The 16,332-nt window shown below is 58.6% G+C and carries 30 protein-coding genes and 1 pseudogene; all 31 read left to right on the top strand.

Annotated features, from left to right (window positions below):
* Nucleotides 1-67, top strand: a pseudogene (locus CTR55_RS12485) (elongation factor Tu); the annotation flags it as partial.
* Between the two features lie 155 nt (nucleotides 68-222).
* A complete protein-coding gene (gene rpsJ / locus CTR55_RS12490) occupies nucleotides 223-534 on the top strand; it encodes a 30S ribosomal protein S10 (RefSeq protein ID WP_003243886.1) in 312 nt (103 codons plus the stop codon).
* Nucleotides 535-616: 82 nt separating this feature from the next.
* Nucleotides 617-1,252: a 50S ribosomal protein L3 gene (gene rplC, locus CTR55_RS12495; protein ID WP_024767389.1), complete on the top strand. Its 636-nt coding sequence runs from the start codon at nucleotides 617-619 to the stop codon at nucleotides 1,250-1,252.
* 14 nt (nucleotides 1,253-1,266) lie between these two features.
* Nucleotides 1,267-1,869, top strand: a complete 603-nt coding sequence (rplD, locus tag CTR55_RS12500) for a 50S ribosomal protein L4 (protein WP_017521904.1) — start codon at nucleotides 1,267-1,269, stop codon at nucleotides 1,867-1,869.
* Nucleotides 1,866-2,165 carry a 50S ribosomal protein L23 gene (gene rplW, locus CTR55_RS12505; RefSeq protein ID WP_015475322.1) on the top strand — a complete coding sequence of 100 codons (300 nt, stop codon included), beginning with the start codon at nucleotides 1,866-1,868 and terminating at the stop codon, nucleotides 2,163-2,165. Before rplD ends, rplW begins: the two co-directional genes overlap by 4 nt.
* An 11-nt stretch (nucleotides 2,166-2,176) precedes the next feature.
* Complete coding sequence (gene rplB / locus CTR55_RS12510; protein WP_296286534.1) at nucleotides 2,177-2,998, top strand: 50S ribosomal protein L2; 822 nt, start codon at nucleotides 2,177-2,179, stop codon at nucleotides 2,996-2,998.
* Nucleotides 2,999-3,014: 16 nt separating this feature from the next.
* The gene (gene rpsS, locus CTR55_RS12515; protein WP_296286536.1) at nucleotides 3,015-3,290 is read left to right on the top strand and encodes a 30S ribosomal protein S19; all 276 of its coding nucleotides are present in this window, start codon (nucleotides 3,015-3,017) and stop codon (nucleotides 3,288-3,290) included.
* 12 nt (nucleotides 3,291-3,302) lie between these two features.
* Nucleotides 3,303-3,635 carry a 50S ribosomal protein L22 gene (gene rplV / locus CTR55_RS12520; protein WP_015475325.1) on the top strand — a complete coding sequence of 111 codons (333 nt, stop codon included), beginning with the start codon at nucleotides 3,303-3,305 and terminating at the stop codon, nucleotides 3,633-3,635.
* A gap of 13 nt (nucleotides 3,636-3,648) precedes the next feature.
* Nucleotides 3,649-4,335 (top strand): 30S ribosomal protein S3, encoded by a 687-nt coding sequence (rpsC, locus tag CTR55_RS12525; RefSeq protein WP_015475326.1) that lies wholly within the window; start codon nucleotides 3,649-3,651, stop codon nucleotides 4,333-4,335.
* A gap of 11 nt (nucleotides 4,336-4,346) precedes the next feature.
* The gene (gene rplP, locus CTR55_RS12530; RefSeq protein WP_003093723.1) at nucleotides 4,347-4,760 is read left to right on the top strand and encodes a 50S ribosomal protein L16; all 414 of its coding nucleotides are present in this window, start codon (nucleotides 4,347-4,349) and stop codon (nucleotides 4,758-4,760) included.
* Nucleotides 4,760-4,951, top strand: a complete 192-nt coding sequence (gene rpmC / locus CTR55_RS12535) for a 50S ribosomal protein L29 (RefSeq protein ID WP_003093720.1) — start codon at nucleotides 4,760-4,762, stop codon at nucleotides 4,949-4,951. Before rplP ends, rpmC begins: the two co-directional genes overlap by 1 nt.
* Before the next feature lie 2 nt (nucleotides 4,952-4,953).
* Complete coding sequence (gene rpsQ / locus CTR55_RS12540; protein WP_296286579.1) at nucleotides 4,954-5,220, top strand: 30S ribosomal protein S17; 267 nt, start codon at nucleotides 4,954-4,956, stop codon at nucleotides 5,218-5,220.
* Nucleotides 5,221-5,236: 16 nt separating this feature from the next.
* Entirely contained in the window at nucleotides 5,237-5,605 is a 369-nt protein-coding gene (gene rplN, locus CTR55_RS12545) for a 50S ribosomal protein L14 (RefSeq protein ID WP_017521901.1), read from the top strand.
* A 12-nt stretch (nucleotides 5,606-5,617) separates the two neighbouring features.
* Nucleotides 5,618-5,932, top strand: a complete 315-nt coding sequence (rplX, locus tag CTR55_RS12550) for a 50S ribosomal protein L24 (RefSeq protein ID WP_184593967.1) — start codon at nucleotides 5,618-5,620, stop codon at nucleotides 5,930-5,932.
* A gap of 19 nt (nucleotides 5,933-5,951) precedes the next feature.
* Nucleotides 5,952-6,491 (top strand): 50S ribosomal protein L5, encoded by a 540-nt coding sequence (rplE, locus tag CTR55_RS12555; protein ID WP_296286582.1) that lies wholly within the window; start codon nucleotides 5,952-5,954, stop codon nucleotides 6,489-6,491.
* 13 nt (nucleotides 6,492-6,504) lie between these two features.
* Entirely contained in the window at nucleotides 6,505-6,810 is a 306-nt protein-coding gene (rpsN, locus tag CTR55_RS12560; RefSeq protein ID WP_024767384.1) for a 30S ribosomal protein S14, read from the top strand.
* A 189-nt stretch (nucleotides 6,811-6,999) separates the two neighbouring features.
* Nucleotides 7,000-7,392 carry a 30S ribosomal protein S8 gene (gene rpsH / locus CTR55_RS12565; RefSeq protein WP_015475331.1) on the top strand — a complete coding sequence of 131 codons (393 nt, stop codon included), beginning with the start codon at nucleotides 7,000-7,002 and terminating at the stop codon, nucleotides 7,390-7,392.
* An 11-nt stretch (nucleotides 7,393-7,403) separates the two neighbouring features.
* A complete protein-coding gene (rplF, locus tag CTR55_RS12570) occupies nucleotides 7,404-7,937 on the top strand; it encodes a 50S ribosomal protein L6 (protein WP_015475332.1) in 534 nt (177 codons plus the stop codon).
* Nucleotides 7,938-7,947: 10 nt separating this feature from the next.
* Entirely contained in the window at nucleotides 7,948-8,298 is a 351-nt protein-coding gene (rplR, locus tag CTR55_RS12575) for a 50S ribosomal protein L18 (RefSeq protein ID WP_259759028.1), read from the top strand.
* Nucleotides 8,299-8,301: 3 nt separating this feature from the next.
* On the top strand, nucleotides 8,302-8,802 hold the full coding sequence (gene rpsE / locus CTR55_RS12580) for a 30S ribosomal protein S5 (protein ID WP_009617173.1): 501 nt from the start codon (nucleotides 8,302-8,304) through the stop codon (nucleotides 8,800-8,802).
* A 2-nt stretch (nucleotides 8,803-8,804) separates the two neighbouring features.
* A complete protein-coding gene (rpmD, locus tag CTR55_RS12585) occupies nucleotides 8,805-8,981 on the top strand; it encodes a 50S ribosomal protein L30 (RefSeq protein ID WP_296286587.1) in 177 nt (58 codons plus the stop codon).
* A gap of 3 nt (nucleotides 8,982-8,984) precedes the next feature.
* Nucleotides 8,985-9,419, top strand: coding sequence for a 50S ribosomal protein L15 (gene rplO, locus CTR55_RS12590; RefSeq protein WP_138216856.1), 435 nt, complete (start codon nucleotides 8,985-8,987; stop codon nucleotides 9,417-9,419).
* Nucleotides 9,420-10,751 (top strand): preprotein translocase subunit SecY, encoded by a 1,332-nt coding sequence (secY, locus tag CTR55_RS12595; RefSeq protein ID WP_017521895.1) that lies wholly within the window; start codon nucleotides 9,420-9,422, stop codon nucleotides 10,749-10,751. It abuts the gene before it with no gap.
* A 24-nt stretch (nucleotides 10,752-10,775) separates the two neighbouring features.
* The gene (gene rpmJ, locus CTR55_RS12600) at nucleotides 10,776-10,892 is read left to right on the top strand and encodes a 50S ribosomal protein L36 (RefSeq protein ID WP_045215308.1); all 117 of its coding nucleotides are present in this window, start codon (nucleotides 10,776-10,778) and stop codon (nucleotides 10,890-10,892) included.
* 130 nt (nucleotides 10,893-11,022) lie between these two features.
* A complete protein-coding gene (rpsM, locus tag CTR55_RS12605; RefSeq protein WP_296286590.1) occupies nucleotides 11,023-11,379 on the top strand; it encodes a 30S ribosomal protein S13 in 357 nt (118 codons plus the stop codon).
* An 18-nt stretch (nucleotides 11,380-11,397) separates the two neighbouring features.
* Complete coding sequence (gene rpsK, locus CTR55_RS12610) at nucleotides 11,398-11,787, top strand: 30S ribosomal protein S11 (protein ID WP_003093689.1); 390 nt, start codon at nucleotides 11,398-11,400, stop codon at nucleotides 11,785-11,787.
* Nucleotides 11,788-11,803: 16 nt separating this feature from the next.
* Nucleotides 11,804-12,424, top strand: a complete 621-nt coding sequence (gene rpsD, locus CTR55_RS12615) for a 30S ribosomal protein S4 (protein ID WP_296286637.1) — start codon at nucleotides 11,804-11,806, stop codon at nucleotides 12,422-12,424.
* Between the two features lie 22 nt (nucleotides 12,425-12,446).
* The gene (gene rpoA, locus CTR55_RS12620; protein ID WP_009617182.1) at nucleotides 12,447-13,448 is read left to right on the top strand and encodes a DNA-directed RNA polymerase subunit alpha; all 1,002 of its coding nucleotides are present in this window, start codon (nucleotides 12,447-12,449) and stop codon (nucleotides 13,446-13,448) included.
* A 43-nt stretch (nucleotides 13,449-13,491) separates the two neighbouring features.
* Nucleotides 13,492-13,881 (top strand): 50S ribosomal protein L17, encoded by a 390-nt coding sequence (gene rplQ, locus CTR55_RS12625; protein ID WP_169942325.1) that lies wholly within the window; start codon nucleotides 13,492-13,494, stop codon nucleotides 13,879-13,881.
* A 272-nt stretch (nucleotides 13,882-14,153) separates the two neighbouring features.
* Nucleotides 14,154-15,602, top strand: coding sequence for a catalase KatA (gene katA, locus CTR55_RS12630; protein WP_296286641.1), 1,449 nt, complete (start codon nucleotides 14,154-14,156; stop codon nucleotides 15,600-15,602).
* Between the two features lie 134 nt (nucleotides 15,603-15,736).
* A complete protein-coding gene (gene bfr / locus CTR55_RS12635; protein WP_296286643.1) occupies nucleotides 15,737-16,201 on the top strand; it encodes a bacterioferritin in 465 nt (154 codons plus the stop codon).
* Nucleotides 16,202-16,332: the final 131 nt, after the last annotated feature.

Here is a 16,332-nt window from a genome sequence, read left to right on the forward strand (position 1 = left end):
GCGCTTCGCGATTCGCGAAGGCGGCCGTACCGTTGGCGCCGGCGTGGTTGCCAAGATCTTCGAGTAATCGCTGATCTGCTCCAGAAAAAGGGACCCTTCGGGGTCCCTTTTTCGTTGAGTTGGTTAAATATTGACACCCCCCAGGCGCATCCGTACAATTGCGCCTCCTTTTAACGGGCGGAGTCCGTCCGTTGGGAATGGCAACTTGGAGTCTGAGGTCAAATGCAAAATCAACAAATCCGTATTCGGTTGAAGGCTTTTGATCACCGCCTGATCGACCAATCTACCCAGGAAATCGTGGAAACCGCGAAACGTACTGGCGCTCAGGTGCGTGGTCCGATTCCTCTGCCGACCCGCAAGGAACGTTACACCGTGCTGATTTCCCCGCACGTCAACAAGGACGCTCGTGACCAGTACGAAATTCGTACCCACAAGCGTGTTCTCGACATCGTTCAGCCGACCGACAAAACCGTCGACGCGCTGATGAAGCTCGACCTTGCTGCTGGTGTCGAAGTGCAGATCAGCCTCGGCTAATGCCTTCGGCATTGGTCGTGTAACGCTCTGAAATGGGCGGCCATAGCGGGTGAAAGCCCCGTACACTAAAGAGGTTCTAAAGATGACAATTGGTGTTGTCGGTCGTAAGTGCGGCATGACCCGCATCTTCACCGAAGATGGTGTCTCTATTCCGGTCACGGTCATTGAGGTCGAGCCGAATCGCGTCACCCAGTTCAAAAACGAAGAGAGCGATGGCTATCGCGCTGTGCAGGTAACTGCTGGCGAGCGTCGTGCTTCTCGCGTGACCAAGGCGCAAGCCGGTCACTTTGCCAAGGCGAATGTCGCCGCCGGTCGCGGCGTGTGGGAATTCCGTCTGGGTGAAGAGGAGTTCAAGGCAGGCGATTCCATCTCTGTCGATCTGTTCCAGGCAGGCCAGCTGGTAGACGTTACCGGTGAGTCCAAGGGTAAAGGCTTCGCCGGTACCATCAAGCGCTGGAACTTCCGTGGTCAAGATAACACCCACGGTAACTCCGTTTCCCACCGCGTCCCGGGTTCCATCGGCCAGTGCCAGACTCCTGGTCGAGTGTTCAAGGGCAAAAAAATGTCGGGCCACATGGGTGCTGAGCGTGTAACCGTTCAATCCCTTGAGGTCGTGCGTGTCGATGCAGAGCGCAATCTGCTGCTGGTCAAAGGTGCCGTTCCTGGCGCTACCGGTGGTGATGTGCTGGTGCGTCCGGCAGCCAAGGCTCGCGGTTAAGAGAGGAAGCTGAGATGCAACTGAATGTAAATGGCGCTCAGGCGATCGAGGTTTCCGAGCGTACCTTTGGTAGCGAATTCAACGAGACCCTGGTTCACCAGGCAGTCGTCGCCTACATGGCTGGCGGCCGTCAAGGTACCAAGGCTCAGAAGACTCGTTCCGAAGTCTCCGGTGGTGGCAAGAAGCCGTGGCGTCAGAAGGGCACCGGTCGTGCTCGTGCTGGCACCATCCGTAGCCCCATCTGGCGTGGCGGTGGCGCGACTTTCGCTGCCAAGCCGCAGGACCACTCCCAGAAGCTCAACAAGAAGATGTACCGCGCAGCTCTGCGCTCCATCCTCTCTGAGCTGGTTCGTCTGGATCGTCTGGTTGTCGTTGCCGACTTCGCTGTCGATGCACCGAAGACCAAGGGTCTGGTCAGCAAACTGGAAGGCCTGGGCCTGAAAGATGTACTGATCGTCACCGAAGGCGTCGATGAGAACCTGTACCTGGCAGCTCGCAACCTGGCCCACGTCGACGTACGTGATGTCCAGGCTTCCGATCCGGTCAGCCTCATCGCCTACGACAAGGTGCTGGTCACCGTGTCCGCCGTGAAGAAGTTCGAGGAGCTGCTGGCATGAACCAGGAACGCGTATTCAAAGTGCTGCTGGGCCCGCATATCTCCGAGAAGGCCACTGGCCTGGCGGACGGCAACAGCCAATTCGTTTTCAAGGTTGCCACTGATGCAACCAAGCTGGAAATCAAGAAGGCCGTAGAAAGCCTGTTCGGCGTGAAAGTACGTCGCGTCACCACCCTGAATGTTCAGGGCAAGACCAAGCGTACCGTTCGCGGCCTGGGCAAGCGTAACGACTGGAAAAAAGCGTACATCGCTCTCCAGCCGGGCCAGGATCTCGATTTCGCAGCTGGCGCTGAGTAAAGGGGTGCATCATGGCAATCGTTAAATGCAAACCGACTTCCGCTGGTCGTCGTTTCGTCGTCAAGGTAGTGAACCAGGACCTGCACAAAGGTGCTCCGTTCGCTCCCCTGCTCGAGAAGAAGTCCAAGTCGGGCGGCCGTAACAACAACGGTCGCATCACCACCCGTCATATCGGTGGTGGTCACAAGCAGCACTATCGTCTGGTCGACTTCCGTCGCAACAAGGATGGCATTCCTGCCGTTGTTGAGCGCGTCGAATACGATCCGAACCGTACTGCTCACATCGCTCTGCTGAAATACGCGGACGGCGAGCGTCGTTACATCATCGCGCCCAAAGGCGTGGTGGCTGGTGATCAGCTGATCTCCGGTATTGGCGCTCCGATCAAAGCCGGCAACAACATGCCGCTGCGCAACATCCCGGTGGGTAGCACCATCCACGGTATCGAACTGAAGCCTGGTAAAGGCGCTCAGATCGCTCGCTCCGCTGGTGCTTCGGCTCAGCTGGTTGCCCGTGAAGGTGCCTACGTGACCGTGCGTCTGCGCTCCGGCGAAATGCGCAAAGTGCTGGCTGACTGCCGTGCGACCCTGGGCGAAGTCTCGAACTCCGAGCACAGCCTGCGTTCGCTGGGTAAAGCTGGTGCCAAGCGCTGGCGTGGCGTTCGCCCGACCGTTCGTGGTGTTGCCATGAACCCGGTCGACCACCCGCATGGTGGTGGTGAAGGTCGTACCTCTGCTGGTCGTCATCCGGTATCGCCGTGGGGTCTTCAGACCAAGGGTAAGAAGACTCGCGCGAACAAGCGTACCGACAACATGATCGTCCGTCGCCGCAAGTAAATAGAGGGATACGACAGTGCCACGTTCTCTGAAAAAAGGTCCTTTTATCGATCTTCACCTGCTGAAGAAGATCGAAGTGGCGGTAGAAAAGAACGACCGCAAGCCGATCAAGACCTGGTCGCGCCGTTCTATGATCATGCCGCACATGGTTGGTCTGACCATCGCTGTCCACAACGGCCGTCTGCACGTGCCGGTTCTGGTCAACGAAGATATGGTCGGTCACAAACTCGGCGAGTTCGCTGCTACCCGCACTTATCGTGGGCACGCTGCGGACAAGAAAGCCAAGCGTTAAGGGGTAAGGAAGATGGAAGTAGCCGCTAAGCTCTCGGGCGCTCGTATCTCCGCCCAGAAAGCCCGCTTGGTCGCCGACCAGATTCGCGGGAAGAAGGTGGGCGACGCGCTCAACCTCCTGGCTTTCAGCAACAAGAAAGCCGCCGAGATCATGAAGAAAGTGCTGGAGTCGGCCGTGGCCAACGCCGAGCACAACGAAGGCGCCGATGTGGATGACCTCAAAGTCTCCACCGTCTTCGTCAACGAAGGTCGTTCGCTCAAGCGCATCATGCCGCGTGCCAAAGGCCGTGCTGATCGCATCGTCAAGCGGTCTTGCCATATCACTGTCAAGGTTGCGGACAAGTAACGGAGTCGATCAGATGGGTCAGAAAGTACATCCCAATGGCATCCGCCTGGGTATCGTCAAGGAGCACACCTCCGTTTGGTACGCAGATAAGCGCACTTACGCCGATTATCTGTTCGCCGACCTGAAGGTACGTGAGTATCTCCAAGACAAACTAAAAAGCGCGTCCGTCAGCCGTATCGACATCCATCGTCCGGCTCAGACTGCACGTATCACCATCCACACCGCTCGTCCCGGCATCGTGATCGGCAAGAAAGGTGAAGATGTTGAGAAGCTGCGTCAGGACCTGACCAAGCAAATGGGTGTGCCTGTGCACATCAACATCGAAGAGATCCGCAAGCCGGAGCTCGACGGTATGCTGGTTGCGCAAAGCGTAGCTCAGCAGCTGGAGCGTCGCGTTATGTTCCGTCGCGCCATGAAGCGCGCTGTACAGAACGCCATGCGCATTGGTGCCAAGGGCATCAAGATCCAGGTAAGCGGTCGTCTGGGCGGCGCTGAAATCGCTCGTACCGAGTGGTATCGCGAAGGTCGTGTGCCCCTGCACACCCTGCGTGCCGACATCGACTATGCAACCTACGAAGCGCACACCACCTACGGTGTGATCGGTGTGAAGGTTTGGATCTTCAAAGGCGAGGTCATTGGTGGCCGCCAGGAAGAGCTGAAGCCGGTAGCGCCCGCGCCTCGTAAAAAAGCTGCTAAGTAAGGAGTACGCAAATGCTGCAACCCAAGCGTACGAAGTTCCGCAAGCAAATGACCGGTCACAACCGTGGCCTGGCTCATCGCGGTTCTAAAGTCAGCTTCGGCGAGTATGCCCTCAAGGCAACCAGCCGTGGCCGTCTCACCGCACGTCAGATCGAGTCCGCGCGTCGTGCGCTGACCCGTCACGTAAAACGTGGTGGCAAGATCTGGATTCGTGTATTCCCCGACAAGCCTGTTACCAAAAAGCCCCTGGAAGTACGTATGGGTAAAGGTAAGGGCGGCGTCGAGTACTGGGTAGCCCAGATTCAACCGGGCAAGGTCCTGTACGAGATCGAGGGTGTATCCGAAGAGCTGGCGCGTGAGGCATTCGCCCTGGCCGCTGCAAAGCTGCCGCTCGCCACCTCCTTTGTTAAGCGGACGGTGATGTGATGAAAGCGAATGAACTTCGTGAAAAATCCGTTGAGCAGCTGAACGAGCAACTGCTCGGCCTGCTGCGCGATCAGTTCAATCTGCGCATGCAGAAGGCAACTGGCCAGTTGGGGCAGTCTCACCTGCTCTCGCAGGTTAAGCGCGACATCGCTCGCGTGAAAACTGTGCTCAACCAGCAAGCAGGTAAGTAATCATGGCTGAAGCCGAGAAAACCGTCCGTACGCTGACTGGCCGTGTCGTCAGCGACAAGATGGACAAGACCGTCACCGTTCTGATCGAGCGCCGCGTTAAGCACCCGATCTACGGCAAATACGTGAAGCGTTCGACCAAACTGCACGCCCACGACGAAACCAACCAGTGCCGCATTGGTGACCTGGTCACCATTCGCGAAACACGTCCGCTGGCCAAGACCAAGGCCTGGACCCTGGTTGACGTCGTCGAGCGCGCGGTTGAAGTCTAAGGGTCGGAGATAGAAGATGATTCAGACTCAATCCATGCTCGAAGTCGCTGATAACAGCGGCGCGCGTCGCGTAATGTGCATCAAGGTGCTCGGCGGTTCCCACCGCCGCTACGCCGGCATTGGCGACATCATCAAGGTCACCGTCAAGGAAGCGATTCCGCGCGGCAAGGTGAAGAAGGGCCAGGTGATGACTGCCGTGGTCGTTCGTACCAAGCACGGCGTACGTCGTACCGACGGTTCCATCATTCGCTTCGACGGCAACGCCGCCGTCCTGCTGAACAACAAGCAGGAGCCGATCGGCACCCGTATCTTTGGGCCGGTGACTCGTGAACTTCGTACTGAGAAGTTCATGAAGATCGTCTCCCTTGCCCCAGAAGTGCTGTAAGGAGTAGCCGTCATGCAAAAAATTCGTCGTGACGACGAAATCATCGTCATTGCCGGCAAGGACAAGGGCAAGCGTGGCAAGGTGCTGAAGGTTCTGGCTGATGACCGTCTGGTCGTTGGCGGTGTGAACCTCGTCAAGCGCCACACCAAACCCAACCCCATGCTCAACCAGCAAGGCGGGATCGTCGAGAAGGAGGCGCCTCTGCACGTCTCCAACGTCGCCATCTTCAATGCTGAAACCAACAAGGCTGACCGCGTTGGCTTCAAGGTCGAAGACGGTAAGAAGATTCGTGTCTTCAAGTCGACCCAGAAACCGGTTCAGGCTTGAGGGAGCTAGGTAGATCACCATGGCACGATTGAAAGAAATTTATCGGAAGGAAATCGCCCCCAAACTGAAGCAAGAGCTTCAGCTGGGCAACGTGATGGAAGTTCCGCGCGTTACCAAAATCACCCTGAACATGGGTCTTGGCGAAGCTGTCGGCGACAAGAAAGTCATCGAGAGCGCCGTAGCTGATCTGGAAAAGATCGCGGGTCAGAAGCCGATCGTGACTTACGCTCGTAAGTCCATCGCCGGTTTCAAGATTCGTGAAGGCTGGCCGATCGGCGTGAAAGTCACCTTGCGTGGCGATCGCATGTACGAGTTCCTGGACCGTCTGCTGTCGATCTCCCTGCCGCGCGTACGTGACTTCCGCGGTCTGAATGCCAAGTCCTTCGACGGCCGTGGCAACTACAGCATGGGCGTCAAAGAGCAGATCATCTTCCCGGAAATCGATTACGACAAGATCGATGCCCTCCGCGGTATGGATATCACTCTGACCACTACCGCGCGTTCGGATGATGAGGGTCGTGCACTGCTGCGCGCCTTCAAATTCCCGTTCCGCAACTGATTGGAGTAGGACCATGGCTAAAGAGAGCATGAAGAACCGTGAGCTGAAGCGTCAGCGCACGGTAGCCAAGTACGCCAAAAAGCGTGCCGAGCTGAAAGCGATCATCGTGAATCCGAGCACCACTGCGGAAGATCGTTGGAACGCCCAGGTCGCCCTGCAGAAGCAACCGCGTGACGCGAGCGCCAGCCGCCTGCGTAACCGTTGCCGTCTGACTGGTCGTCCGCACGGTTACTACCGCAAGTTCGGCCTGAGCCGTAACAAGCTGCGTGAAGCAGCAATGCGCGGTGACGTACCGGGCCTGGTGAAAGCCAGCTGGTAAGTGCTAAGCGGAGTCGGCAACGGCTCCGTTGATCGCTTAGCGAAGCAAGCCCCCTTGTGGGGCTTGATTCGTTTTTGAGCGATCTTTAGAATACCCGGCTCCCCCGAGCACGGGTTTTAGTTCGCCTGGTGTTGTGAGGGCGAGTTGTGAAGTTGAAGGCTTATCTTTTGTATCAGGAGCATTAAGCCCATGAGTATGCAGGACCCGTTAGCAGACATGCTAACTCGCATCCGTAATGCCCAGATGGCTGAGAAGACCGTCGTGAGCATGCCGTCTTCCAAGCTGAAAGCGGCAGTCGCCAAAGTCCTCAAGGACGAAGGCTACATTGCGGATTTCCAAGTCACCGCCGAGGCCAAGCCTCTGCTGTCGATCGAGCTGAAGTACTTCGAAGGCAAGCCTGTCATCGAGGAAGTGAAGCGAATCAGCCGTCCTGGCCTGCGCCAGTACAAATCCGTAGACCAGCTGCCGAAAGTTCGTGGCGGCCTGGGCGTTTCGATTGTCTCCACCAACAAAGGTGTGATGACTGATCGTGCTGCCCGTGCCGCTGGCGTCGGTGGCGAAGTGCTCTGCACTGTGTTCTAAGGGGAATCAGCATGTCTCGCGTTGCTAAGAACCCCGTCATTCTGCCCGCTGGCGTTGAAATCAAGCTGGCTGGTCAGGAACTTTCGATCAAGGGTGCCAAGGGCGCTCTCGAGCTGAAAGTACATCCGTCCGTCGAAGTCATTCAGGACAACGGTGAGCTGCGTTTCGCTGCGCGTAACGGCGATCAGCAGACCCGTGCCATGGCCGGTACCACCCGTGCTCTGGTCAACAACATGGTGATCGGCGTCAGCCAAGGCTTCGAGCGCAAGCTCCAGCTGGTTGGTGTTGGTTACAAGGCGCAGGCCAAAGGCCAAGTGCTGTCCCTGGCTCTCGGCTTCTCCCACCCGGTTGATTACGAACTGCCTGCCGGCATCGTCGCGGAAACCCCCAGCCAGACCGACATCCTGATCAAGGGTATCGACAAGCAGCTGGTCGGCCAGGTCGCCGCGGAAATCCGCGACTTCCGTCCGCCGGAGCCGTACAAAGGCAAGGGCGTGCGTTACGCCGACGAAGTCGTCCTTCGTAAAGAAGCCAAGAAGAAGTAGGGCATAGCAAATGAGCGTCAAGAAAGAAACCCGTCTGCGCCGCGCTCGCAAGGCACGCCTGAAGATGCGCGAACTGGAAGCCGTACGCCTCTGTGTGTACCGCTCCGCCCAGCACATCTACGCCCAGGTCATTGCGGCCGATGGCGGCAAAGTCCTGGCCAGCGCCTCGACTCTCGACAAGGAACTGCGCGAAGGTGCCACCGGCAACGTCGACGCAGCCAAGAAAGTTGGTCAACTGGTCGCGGAACGCGCCAAGGCTGCCGGCGTCACTCAGGTGGCGTTCGACCGTTCTGGCTTCAAGTACCACGGTCGCATCAAGGCCCTGGCTGATGCCGCTCGCGAAGGCGGTCTGGAGTTCTAAGTTATGGCAAATAACGATCAAAAGCGCGACGAAGGCTACATCGAGAAGCTGGTTCAGGTGAACCGCGTCGCCAAAACCGTAAAAGGTGGCCGTATCTTCGCCTTCACCGCGCTGACCGTGGTTGGCGATGGCAAGGGCCGTGTTGGCTTCGGTCGTGGCAAGGCGCGTGAAGTGCCAGCCGCTATCCAGAAGGCAATGGAAGCTGCTCGCCGCAACATGATCCAGGTTGATCTGAACGGCACTACCCTGCAGTACCCGACCAAGTCCGCCCATGGCGCCTCCAAGGTGTACATGCAGCCGGCTTCCGAAGGTACCGGCATCATCGCCGGCGGCGCCATGCGCGCTGTCCTGGAAGTTGCTGGTGTGCAGAACGTTCTGGCGAAGTGCTACGGCTCCACCAATCCGGTGAACGTGGTCTACGCAACCTTCAAGGGCCTGAAGAACATGCAGTCCCCTGAGTCGGTAGCGGCCAAGCGTGGCAAGAGCGTCGAGGAGATTCTCTAACCATGGCAACTGTCAAAGTTACCCTGATCAAGAGCGTGAACGGCCGCCTGGCCAATCACAAGGCTTGCGTCAAAGGCCTGGGCCTGCGTCGCATTGGTCACACCGTTGAAGTTCAGGACACTCCTGAAAATCGCGGCATGATCAACAAGGCCTACTACATGCTGCGTGTGGAGGGTTAATCCATGCAACTGAACGATCTGCGTTCCGCGCCGGGTGCCCGTCGCGAAAAGCACCGTCCGGGCCGTGGCATCGGTAGCGGTCTGGGCAAGACCGGTGGCCGTGGTCACAAAGGTCAAACCTCCCGCTCCGGTGGTTCCATCGCTCCGGGCTTCGAGGGTGGTCAGCAGCCGCTGCACCGTCGTCTGCCGAAGTTCGGCTTCAACTCGCTGAAAGCCATGGATCGCGCAGAAGTGCGCACTTCCGAGCTGGCCAAGGTTGAGGGTGATGTCGTTACCGTGCAGTCCCTGAAGGATGCCAACGTGATTAACCAGAACGTACAGCGTGTGAAAGTCATGCTGTCGGGCGAAGTTACTCGCGCAGTCACCCTGAAAGGCATCGGCGCCACCAAGGGCGCTCGTGCGGCTATCGAAGCAGCTGGCGGCAAAATCGAGGACTAAATGGCTAAGCAAGGTGCTCTCTCTGCGCTGAGCAACGGTGGTGGTTTGTCCGAGCTCTGGGCACGTCTGCGTTTCCTGTTCCTGGCGATCATCGTCTATCGGATCGGCGCGCATATCCCAGTCCCGGGCATCAACCCCGATCGCTTGGCGGCACTGTTCCGGCAGAACGAGGGGACCATTCTTAGCCTCTTCAACATGTTTTCCGGCGGCGCGCTGGAGCGCATGAGTATTTTTGCATTGGGGATCATGCCGTACATCTCGGCGTCGATCATCATGCAGCTCATGACCGCTATCAGCCCGCAGCTGGAGCAGTTGAAGAAAGAGGGTGAGTCTGGGCGTCGCAAGATCAGCCAGTACACCCGCTACGCAACTCTCGCCCTGGCACTCGTCCAGGCCATTGGCATGTCCATTGGTCTGGGTAGCCAGGGTGTGGCCTTCTCCAACGACTTCGGCTTCTACTTCGTGTCGGTCACCACCTTCGTGGCGGGTGCACTGTTCATGATGTGGCTGGGTGAGCAGATCACCGAGCGGGGTGTCGGCAACGGCATCTCCATGTTGATCTTCTCCGGTATCGTCGCAGGGCTGCCCCGAGCAATCGGTCAGTCCTTCGAGTCCGCGCGTCAAGGTGACATCAACATCTTCGCCCTGATTGCTATCGGCCTGCTGGCCGTGGCCATCATCGCGTTCGTGGTGTTCATCGAGCGTGGTCAGCGTCGTATCGCCGTGCATTACGCCAAGCGCCAGCAAGGTCGCAAGGTGTTTGCCGCCCAAACGAGCCATCTGCCGCTGAAAGTGAACATGGCGGGTGTGATTCCCGCGATCTTCGCCAGCAGCATTCTGCTGTTCCCGGCATCCCTGGGTGCCTGGTTCGGTCAGTCGGAAGGCCTGGGTTGGCTGCAGGACGTCGCGCAAGCGATCGCTCCAGGGCAGCCGCTGAACATTCTGCTGTTTAGTGCAGGGATCGTTTTCTTCTGCTTCTTCTACACAGCGCTGATGTTCAACCCGAAGGACGTGGCGGAAAACCTCAAGAAGTCCGGTGCATTTATTCCGGGTATTCGTCCGGGTGAACAGTCGGCTCGCTACATCGATGGCGTGCTGACCCGTTTGACCATGTTCGGTGCCCTGTACATGACGGCTGTGTGCCTGCTGCCCCAGTTCCTGGTCGTAGCTGCCCACGTACCGTTCTACCTTGGCGGGACCTCGTTGCTGATCGTGGTCGTGGTTGTGATGGACTTTATGGCTCAAGTACAATCGCACCTCGTTTCTCACCAGTACGAATCCCTCATGAAGAAAGCCAACCTGAAGGGCTATGGCAGCGGTCTGCTGCGCTGACCCGTAAGGTTCGAGGAGTCACTGATGAAAGTTCGTGCATCGGTTAAGAAGCTGTGCCGTAACTGCAAGATCGTCCGTCGCGAAGGCGTCGTTCGTGTGATCTGCAGCTCGGAGCCGCGTCACAAGCAGCGCCAAGGCTGAGTGTGAATCACGCGTTATAACCCGGCAGCTAGTGTGCTGCCGGGTTGATTATTTGTTTTTACAGCGCTAATATCCGCGCCCTTTCTTGGCTCCCTGGGCGCCGGGTAGCTGTCAATTGGAGTTTTTCTGAATGGCCCGTATTGCAGGCGTAAACATTCCGGATAACAAGCACACTGTTATCTCGCTGACCTACATCTATGGTGTTGGTCGCACAACCGCACAGAGCATCTGTGCAGCCACCGGCATTAGCCCGGCTGTAAAGATCAAAGAGCTGAGCGAAGAGCAGATTGATTCGCTGCGCAACGAGGTGGCCAAGCTGACCACCGAAGGTGACCTGCGCCGCGAAATCAACATGAACATCAAGCGTCTGATGGACCTCGGTTGCTACCGCGGTCTGCGTCATCGTCGTGGTCTGCCGGTTCGCGGTCAGCGCACCAAGACCAACGCGCGCACCCGTAAGGGCCCGCGTAAGCCGATCCGCAAGTAATCGCTTAGGAATCTAGTCATGGCAAAACCTGCTGCTCGTCCTCGCAAGAAAGTCAAAAAGACGGTGGTCGACGGGATCGCGCATATTCACGCATCCTTCAACAACACCATCGTTACCATTACCGACCGTCAGGGCAATGCCCTGTCCTGGGCTACCTCCGGTGGTTCGGGTTTCCGTGGCTCGCGTAAGAGCACCCCGTTCGCTGCCCAGGTAGCGGCCGAGCGTGCCGGCCAGGCTGCTCTGGAATACGGTCTGAAGAACCTTGACGTCAACGTCAAGGGCCCGGGCCCGGGTCGCGAGTCGGCCGTTCGTGCGCTGAATGCCTGCGGTTACAAAATCGCCAGCATCACCGACGTAACCCCGATTCCGCATAACGGCTGCCGTCCGCCGAAAAAGCGTCGCGTGTAATAGGAGACAGTGAGAAATGGCTCGTTACATTGGTCCCAAGTGCAAACTGTCCCGCCGCGAAGGCACTGATCTTTTCCTGAAGAGCGGCGTTCGTGCCCTCGACTCGAAATGCAAGGCAGAACAAGTTCCCGGTCAGCATGGTCAGCGTCGTGGTCGTCTTTCCGACTACGGTCTGCAGCTGCGCGAGAAGCAAAAAGTTCGCCGCATCTACGGCGTCCTCGAGCGTCAATTCCGTGGCTACTATCAGGAAGCGTCCCGCCGCAAGGGCTCCACAGGCGAAAACCTGCTGCAGCTGCTTGAGTGCCGTCTGGACAACGTCGTCTACCGTATGGGCTTCGGTTCCACTCGTTCCGAATCCCGTCAGCTGGTGTCCCACAAGACCATCAGCGTCAACGGCCAGACCGTAAACGTACCGTCCTACCAGGTCAAAGCTGGTGACGTGGTTGCTGTTCGCGAGAAATCGAAGAACCAGCTGCGTATCGCCCAAGCTCTGGACCTGTGCGCCCAGCGCGGTCGCGTTGAGTGGGTCGACGTGGACTCCGACAAGAAAGCTGGCACCTTCAAAAGTGTCCCGGCTCGTGCCGATCTGTCCGCCGACATCAACGAAAACCTGATTGTCGAGCTCTACTCCAAGTAAGGGCTAGAAAATAGGTGCATCCATGCAGAGTTCGGTAAATGAGTTCCTGACCCCCCGCCACATTGATGTGCAGGTGGTCAGCCAAACCCGCGCCAAGATTACCCTCGAGCCTCTCGAGCGTGGTTTCGGCCATACTTTGGGCAACGCGCTGCGTCGCATCCTGTTGTCCTCCATGCCCGGCTGTGCGGTAGTCGAGGCCGAGATCGACGGCGTACTCCACGAGTACTCCGCCATCGAAGGTGTGCAGGAAGATGTCATCGAGATCCTGCTCAACCTGAAAGGCCTGGCCATCAAGCTGCACGGCCGTGACGAAGTGACGCTGACCCTGGCGAAAAAGGGCTCGGGTGTGGTGACCGCTGCCGATATTCAGCTGGATCATGATGTCGAGATCGTCAACGGTGACCATGTTATCGCCCACCTGGCCGATAACGGCGCGCTGAACATGAAGCTGAAAGTCGCTCGTGGCCGCGGCTACGAGCCGGCTGATGCCCGTTCGAGCGATGAAGACGAAAGCCGCAGCATTGGCCGTCTTCAGCTCGACGCCTCGTTCAGCCCCGTACGTCGTGTTGCCTACGTGGTCGAGAACGCCCGTGTCGAACAGCGTACCAACCTGGACAAGCTGGTCCTCGATCTGGAAACCAACGGCACCCTGGACCCTGAAGAGGCTATCCGTCGCGCCGCTACCATCCTGCAACAGCAGCTGGCAGCGTTCGTGGACCTCAAAGGTGACAGCGAACCCGTCGTTGAAGAGCAGGAAGACGAGATCGATCCGATCCTGCTGCGTCCGGTCGATGACCTTGAGCTGACCGTCCGTTCGGCCAACTGCCTGAAGGCAGAGAACATCTACTACATCGGTGACCTGATTCAGCGCACCGAAGTAGAGCTGCTCAAAACGCCGAACCTGGGTAAGAAGTCCCTGACCGAAATCAAGGACGTTCTGGCCTCGCGCGGTCTGTCCCTCGGTATGCGCCTCGATAACTGGCCGCCGGCAAGTCTTAAGAAAGACGACAAGGCTACTGCCTGATCGTCGTAGCTACCGAACGTAAAGTTTGGAAAGGAATTGAACCATGCGCCATCGTAAAAGTGGTCGTCACCTGAGCCGTACCAGCTCGCACCGCAAGGCCATGTTCCAAAACATGGCTGTGTCGCTGTTCGAGCACGAGCTGATCAAAACCACCCTGCCCAAGGCCAAGGAACTGCGTCGCGTTGCCGAGCCGCTGATCACCCTGGCTAAAGTGGATAGCGTTGCCAACCGTCGTCTCGCTTTCGACCGTACCCGTTCGAAAGAAGCCGTAGGCAAGCTGTTCAACGAGCTGGGCAAGCGCTACGCCAACCGTCCGGGCGGCTACCTGCGCATCCTGAAGTGCGGCTTCCGCGCTGGCGACAATGCCCCCATGGCATACGTCGAGCTGATTGACCGCGCTGTTGGCGGCCAAGCAGTAGAAGCTGCAGAGTAAGGTTTACGCCTTATAAGAAACCGGGCCCTGTGCCCGGTTTTTTATCGCCTATCGAAAAGTTTTTCTCTATTGATCAGCTCGAATCAATAAATTGGCTGGTCCATGTCCTTGTCACCGATCCTTAACGACGCCGACTTCTACTGCTTGCTGAGCTGGATCAACAGCCAGATCGCCGGTGGAGGCGCTTAATTGTCCGATTGGGATGTCGGGCCGCGCTCACAGCCTTCGTGATTCGCCGGCCTTTGCACACCCCGCCGTTAAGGAGAGTAACGATGAGCGACAACACCCGCCTGACGACCGCTGCCGGAGCGCCGGTTGCCGATAACCAGAACGTCCAGACCGCCGGCCCACGGGGCCCGATGTTGCTGCAGGACGTCTGGTTCCTGGAGAAACTGGCGCACTTTGATCGTGAAGTGATCCCTGAGCGCCGTATGCACGCCAAAGGCTCCGCTGCCTACGGCACTTTCACCGTCACCCATGACATTACCCGCTACAGCCGCGCCAAGCTGTTCTCCCAGGTCGGCAAGCAGACGCCGCTATTCCTGCGCTTCTCCACCGTTGCTGGCGAGCGCGGTGCGGCGGATGCCGAGAGGGATATCCGCGGCTTCGCCCTGAAGTTCTACACCGAGGAAGGCAACTGGGACCTGGTGGGCAACAACACCCCGGTCTTCTACTTCCGCGACCCGCTGAAATTCCCCGACCTGAACCATGTGGTGAAGCGCGATCCGCGTACCAACCTGCGTAACGCCACCCTGAAGTGGGACTTCTTCTCGCACCTGCCGGAAGCCCTGCACCAGTTGACCATTGACTTCAGCGACCGTGGGCTGCCGCGCAGCTACCGTCACGTCCATGGTTTCGGCAGTCACACCTACAGCTTCATCAACGCCAGCAACGAACGCTTCTGGGTCAAGTTCCACTTCAAGACCCAGCAGGGCATCGAGAACCTGAGCAACGAGGAAGCCGCCAAGCTGGTTGGCGCTGACCGCGAAAGCTCGCAGCGGGACCTGTTCGACGCCATCGAACGCGGTGACTTCCCTCGCTGGAAGATGTACGTGCAGGTGATGCCGGAGAAGGAAGCGGCCACTTACCGCTACAACCCGTTCGACCTGACCAAGGTCTGGCCGCACGGCGACTACCCGTTGATCGAGGTGGGCTACTTCGAGCTCAACCGTAACCCGGCGAACTACTTCGCCGAGGTCGAGCAGTCTGCCTTCACCCCGGCGAACATCGTCCCCGGCATTGGCTTCTCGCCGGACAAGATGCTCCAGGGCCGTCTGTTCTCCTACGGCGATGCGCACCGTTACCGCCTGGGCGTGAACCACCACCAGATCCCGGTGAACGCCGCGCGCAACAACCCACGTATCTACCACCGCGACGGCGCCATGCGAGTGGACGGCAACAACGGCGACATGACCGTCACCTACGAGCCGAACAGCTTTAACCAGTGGCAGGAGCAGCCGGACTATTCCGAGCCGCCACTGACCCTGGAAGGCAGTGCGGATCACTGGAACCACCGCGTGGACGATGACTACTACAGCCAGCCGGCCGCGCTGTTCGGTCTGTTCGACGAAGCCCAGCGGCAGCGTCTGTACGAGAACATTGCCGGTGACATGGCGGGCGTGCCGGAGGCTATCCAGCGTCGCCAGCTGGCACTGTTCTTCAACATCGATCCGGCCTACGGCGAAGGCGTCGCCAAGGCGCTGGGCCTGAAGCTGGACTAAGCTGAAACCGTCCCACCAGCCGCCCTCTTCGGAGGGCGGCTGCGTTTGTGGGGCGTTGCGGACTTGACCCCGGTCATGGCCAGTCGCGACCATAGCGCCGTTTAATTCGCTGTCACGTCCCAGGGAGAAGGCTGATGCAAGGCCACGCCGAGGTTATCGATTATCTCAACACGCTGCTGACTGGTGAGCTGGCCGCTCGCGACCAGTACTTCATCCACTCGCGCATGTACGAGGACTGGGGCTTCACCAAGCTCTACGAGCGCCTCAACCACGAAATGGAAGAGGAAACCCAGCACGCTGACGCGCTGCTGCGTCGCATCCTGCTGCTCGAAGGCACCCCGCGCATGCGCCCGGACGACATCCACCCAGGCAAGACCGTGCCGGAGATGCTGGAGGCTGACCTGAAGCTGGAGCGCCATGTCCGTGCTGCCCTGGCCAAGGGCATCGCCCTGTGTGAGAAGCACAAGGACTTCGTCACCCGCGACATCCTGCGCGTGCAACTGACCGATACCGAGGAAGACCACGCCTACTGGCTGGAGCAACAGCTCGGTCTGATCCAGAAGATGGGCCTGGAGATCTATCTGCAGTCGCAGATCTGATCTGCCGCTGAGAAGGACAAGAAGCCCTCGGTGCCAACGTGTCGGGGGCTTGGCTTTTGTAGGTGCGAGCTTGCTCGCGAACAGAGTTACCCGGGGATTCCAGCGCTGGGCAGTTCGCGAGCAAGAACGGC

Source organism: Pseudomonas sp., assembly GCF_002796985.1.
GTDB lineage: Bacteria > Pseudomonadota > Gammaproteobacteria > Pseudomonadales > Pseudomonadaceae > Pseudomonas.